4 protein-coding genes are annotated in these 3,956 nt (G+C 74.6%); all 4 read left to right on the forward strand.

Annotated features, from left to right (window positions below; all coding sequences use genetic code 11):
* The first annotated feature begins 75 nt into the window (after window positions 1–75).
* The 4 genes from RIN80_RS22140 to RIN80_RS22155 all read left to right on the forward strand — a co-directional run bounded on the left by RIN80_RS22140 (window position 76) and on the right by RIN80_RS22155 (window position 3,702).
* A complete protein-coding gene (locus RIN80_RS22140; RefSeq protein WP_309097382.1) occupies window positions 76–489 on the forward strand; it encodes a DUF3151 domain-containing protein in 414 nt (137 codons plus the stop codon).
* A 151-nt stretch (window positions 490–640) separates the two neighbouring features.
* Window positions 641–1,471 (forward strand): tryptophan 2,3-dioxygenase family protein, encoded by an 831-nt coding sequence (locus RIN80_RS22145; RefSeq protein WP_309097383.1) that lies wholly within the window; start codon window positions 641–643, stop codon window positions 1,469–1,471.
* Window positions 1,464–2,648 carry a kynureninase gene (gene kynU / locus RIN80_RS22150; protein WP_309097384.1) on the forward strand — a complete coding sequence of 395 codons (1,185 nt, stop codon included), beginning with the start codon at window positions 1,464–1,466 and terminating at the stop codon, window positions 2,646–2,648. The genes RIN80_RS22145 and kynU overlap by 8 nt, the downstream gene beginning before the upstream one ends.
* 187 nt (window positions 2,649–2,835) lie before the next feature.
* The gene (locus tag RIN80_RS22155) at window positions 2,836–3,702 is read left to right on the forward strand and encodes an alpha/beta hydrolase (RefSeq protein ID WP_309097385.1); all 867 of its coding nucleotides are present in this window, start codon (window positions 2,836–2,838) and stop codon (window positions 3,700–3,702) included.
* Window positions 3,703–3,956 lie beyond the last annotated feature (254 nt).

Consider the following 3,956-nt stretch of genomic DNA (forward strand, 5'->3'; position numbering starts at 1 on the left):
CCCCCCCGCGGTGCCGGGTGGCGTACCCGCCCGGCCCCCTGCGCCCGGGGGGTGGCGATGGCGCAGACTTGGGGCATGTCCATTCACGAGAACCTTCTCGGGGGCCCGCCCCCGACCCACCTCCCCGACGACCCCGGGCCCCGGGAGATGCTCGCCTCGGGCGCCGCGCCCGCCGAGGTCGCCGCCGCGCACCCCACCTCCTCGCTCGCGTGGGCGCAGCTCGCCGACGAGGCGTTCGAGCGCGGCGCGGCCGTGGAGTCGTACGCGTACGCCCGTACGGGCTACCACCGCGGTCTGGACGCGCTGCGCCGCAACGGCTGGAAGGGCCACGGCCCGGTGCCGTGGGAGCACGAGCCGAACCGCGGCTTCCTGCGCGCCCTGCACGCCCTCGCCCGCGCCGCGCAGGCGATCGGCGAGCAGGAGGAGTACGAGCGCTGCTCGCAGTTCCTGAAGGACTCCTCGCCCACGGCGGCGCAGGTCCTCGGCTGACGGCCGTCCGCGCACGTGAGGCCCGTCCCGTCCGGCGGGCGGGCCTTGCGGTCGGGGCGGTGAGCCCGCAGGATGCGGATGGGGACCGGGGCCCCCGTGCCGGCATCGGCAGGGGCGGACCGCTACCCGGAGTTATCTGCAGGAGACAGCGATGTCCCACGAGGCTCACGAGCCCGAGACCCCGCATCTCGACTTCCACGGCACGACGCCGTACGAGGACTACGTCAAGGCGGACGTGCTCACGCACCTCCAGCACACCCTCTCCGACGACCCCGGAGAGATGGTCTTCCTGGTGACGACCCAGGTGATGGAGCTGTGGTTCACCGTCATCGTCCACGAGTGGGAGACGGCGGCCCGCGCGCTGCGCGGCGACGACGTCCCCACCGCCATCGCCGCGCTGAAGAGGTCCGTACGGGAGCTGGAGGCGCTCAACGCCTCCTGGAAGCCGCTCGGCCAGCTCACGCCGGCCCAGTTCAACTCGTACCGCGGCGCCCTCGGCGAGGGCTCCGGCTTCCAGTCGGCGATGTACCGGCGGATGGAGTTCCTGCTCGGCGACAAGTCCGCGTCGATGCTCGTCCCGCACCGCGGCTCCCCGCGCGTGCACGCCGAGCTGGAGAAGGCGCTGCACGAGCCGAGCCTGTACGACGAGGTCGTGCGGCTGCTCGCGCGGCGCGGGTACGACATCCCCGAGTCGGTGCTGCGGCGCGACGTCGCCCGGCGCTACGAGCCCTCGCCGGAGGTGGAGGCCGCCTGGACGGCCGTCTACTCGGGCGACGAGCAGCACGAGATCGCCCGCCTCGGCGAGGCGCTGAGCGATGTCGCCGAGCTGGTGTGGCGCTGGCGCAACGACCACCTCGTCGCCACCCGCCGCGCGATGGGCGCCAAGACCGGCACGGGCGGCTCCGCCGGGGTGGCCTGGCTGGAGAAGCGCGCCCGGAAGAACGTGTTCCCCGAGCTGTGGACGGCGCGGTCGTATGTCTGAGCTGAGCCTGCGCGCGGAGAAGCTGGACGCCGCCGACGAACTGGCCGGCAAGCGGGCGGAGTTCGTCACCGACGACGTCGTCTACCTCGACGGCAACTCCCTCGGCGCGCTGCCGGCCGTCGTCCCCGGGCGGGTCGAGGACGTCGTCCGCCGTCAGTGGGGCGAACTGCGCATCCGGTCCTGGGAGGAGAGCGGCTGGTGGACCGCGCCCGAGCGGATCGGCGACCGGATCGCCCCGCTGGTCGGGGCCGCGTCCGGGCAGGTCGTGGTCGGAGACTCCACCAGCGTCAACGTCTTCAAGGCACTCGTGGGCGCGGTGCGCATGGCCGGGGAGGGGCGCGACGAGATCCTCGTCGACGCCACCACCTTCCCGACCGACGGGTACATCGCCGAGTCCGCCGCCCGGATGACCGGCCGCACGCTGCGGCCCGTGGCCCCGGCGGACGTGCCGGGCGCGCTGGGCCCCCGCACCGCCGCCGTCCTGCTCAACCACGTGGACTACCGCACCGGCCGGCTGCACGACCTGCCGGGCCTGACGGACGCGGTGCACGCGGCGGGGGCGTACGCCGTCTGGGACCTGTGCCACAGCGCGGGCGCGCTGCCGGTGGGGCTGGACGAGCACGGGGTGGACCTGGCGGTCGGCTGCACCTACAAGTACCTGAACGGCGGACCGGGTTCGCCCGCGTACCTGTACGTGCGGCGGGAACTGCAGGACCGCTTCGACTCGCCGCTGCCCGGGTGGAACTCCCACGCCGAGCCGTTCGGGATGCGCACCGGCTACGAACCGGCCCCCGGTGCCCTGCGCGGCCGGGTCGGCACGCCCGACATCCTCTCCATGCTCGCCCTGGAGGCGGCGCTCGAGGTGTGGGACGGGGTGTCGGTGGCGGCCGTGCGGGCCAAGTCCCTCGCGTTGACGGACTTCTTCCTGGAGTGCGTCGCGCGGTACGTGCCCGAGGGGCGGGTCGAGTGCCTGACTCCGGTGGCGCACGCGGAGCGCGGCAGCCAGATCGCGCTGCGCTGTGACGACGCCGGCGAGGTGATGAAGCGGCTCATCGAGCAGGGCGTCGTCGGGGACTTCCGGGCGCCGGACGTGCTCCGCTTCGGATTCACGCCGCTGTACGTGGGCTTCGCCGACGTGGAGCGGGCCGCGCGGGTGCTGGCCGCGACGCTGGTCTGAGCGGCGGCGGGCCGGGACGCCCCCGGGCGGTCCCGGTCCCCGCCACCGCCGCGACGACGGAGTCTCCGGGCCTCACCCAGCGTGACATCCCCGTGTCCCCGCACGTCACGGGCCTGGTACCGTCCCGGCCAACGGCTGAACCCCCAACTGGTCCGCCGCGCACGCCACATCGCTGAGAGGTTGGAGCATGACGGACGACGTCGCAGCAGCACGGGCCGCTGCCGAGGAGAAGTCGGTCTTCTCCCACGCGCCCGTCGATCCCGACGCCACCGCGGCCTACGGCGACCACCCCGACCAGGTGATCGACTTCTACGCGCCCCGCACACAGGGCGGCCCGGGCGGTCCCGCCCCGGTGGTGGCCGTGCTGCACGGCGGTGCCTGGCGGGCACCGTACGACCGGCGCCACGTCAGTCCCTTCGCCGGTTTTCTGGCCCGGCGCGGATTCGCCGTGGCCAACGTCGAGTACCGGCGCGGTGACGACGACGCCTCCCTCGCGGGGCGCTGGCCCGACACGTTCGACGACGTCGCGGCCGCGCTGGACGCCCTCCCGGCGCTCGTGGGGGAGCTGCTGCCCCAGGCGGACCCCCGCCGCACGGTCCTCACCGGTCATTCGGCGGGCGGGCACCTCGCGCTGTGGGGTGCGGCCCGGCACGTCCTGCCGGCCGGCTCGCCCTGGCGCGGCGGCGGCTCGGCGATCCTGCGCGGCGTGGTCGCCCTGGCCCCGATCGCGGACTTCGCGATCGCCGACAAGCTGGACGTGTGCGGCGGTGCGGTACGCCAACTGATGGGCGGCGACGAGCACTTCGCCGAGCGGCAGCCGCACACGGACCCGGCGCTGCTGCTGCCGACCGGCATCGCCACCACGCTCGTCCAGGGGCGCGCGGACCGCGAGGTGCCGCAGATCGTCGCCGAGTCGTACGCGGACGCGGCGGCGAAGGCCGGCGAGATGGTCGGGGTGACGCTGCTGGAGGACGTCGGGCACTTCGCGCTCATCGACCCGACGGCGGACGCGTGCGCGGTGGTGGCGGAGGAGATCGCCCAACTGGCCTGGTGAGCGGGTCTGCCGCGGCCCGTGGTGGCCGGGCCCCGGTCATACCCCTAGTACCTGAGAGCTACGCGGGAGATGAGCTCCGCGGTGGGACGCGGACGACGAGTACCGCTCCGTAACTTCCCTTCCACGCAGACCCGATGGCCGGGTGCGGTGGAGGGGGAGAACCGTGGGGTTCGCAGCGGGGGACCACGGCGACGCCGGGGTGGCTCGGCCACGCGCCGGGCGCGAGGGCGGGGGGCCAGGGGCGCGCGCCGGGC

This window comes from Streptomyces sp., from assembly GCF_031181705.1.
In the GTDB taxonomy this organism is placed as follows: domain Bacteria; phylum Actinomycetota; class Actinomycetes; order Streptomycetales; family Streptomycetaceae; genus Streptomyces.